Genomic DNA, 553 nt, shown 5'->3' on the forward strand with positions numbered 1-553 from the left:
AGGAATAAAGAGGAAAGCATGAAAACTTTCATCATAGCGTGGTTGCTTACCCTACTCGTAGGGTGTGATAAACACGCAGTAGTTGTTGAGGCGAGTAAGCCAGAGTTTGATCCTATCATTCAGCGAGTAGAACAAGGACAAGCAGCAAACCTGCATAGCTTACTAGTGTGGCAAGATAACCAGTTAACGTTGGAGCTGTATCGTCAAGGTGGTGGGCTTGATGGTAATCGTCAAACACCAAATGTGCCTGTCGGGCAAGAGGTTGTGCATAACGTGCATTCTGTCACGAAATCCTTTGTCGCTACGCTGATTTTCATCGCTATTGATGAAGGCAAAATCGAAGGGTTAGATACGCCAATATTTGATTTCTTTCCAGAGTATACCGAGCCAGATAGAAAGGCGAAGCTAGCGATAACATTACGAGATGTTCTAAATATGTCCACAGGCTACGCATTGGACGAATTGTCCGTACCATATGGACAAGGCAACATTTTTTCTCGTCATTACAATGCGAAGGACTTAAAACAGCAGTTTCTTTCCACTCAATTAGCTT

At 43.4% G+C, this 553-nt stretch carries 1 protein-coding gene; it reads left to right on the top strand.

What is annotated here, in order from left to right:
- Window positions 1-18 precede the first annotated feature (18 nt).
- The coding region (locus tag R7093_RS27345; RefSeq protein ID WP_318147298.1) for a serine hydrolase domain-containing protein at window positions 19-553 on the top strand (535 nt) is incomplete at its 3' end.

Source organism: Vibrio sp. 1580 (genome assembly GCF_033340055.1).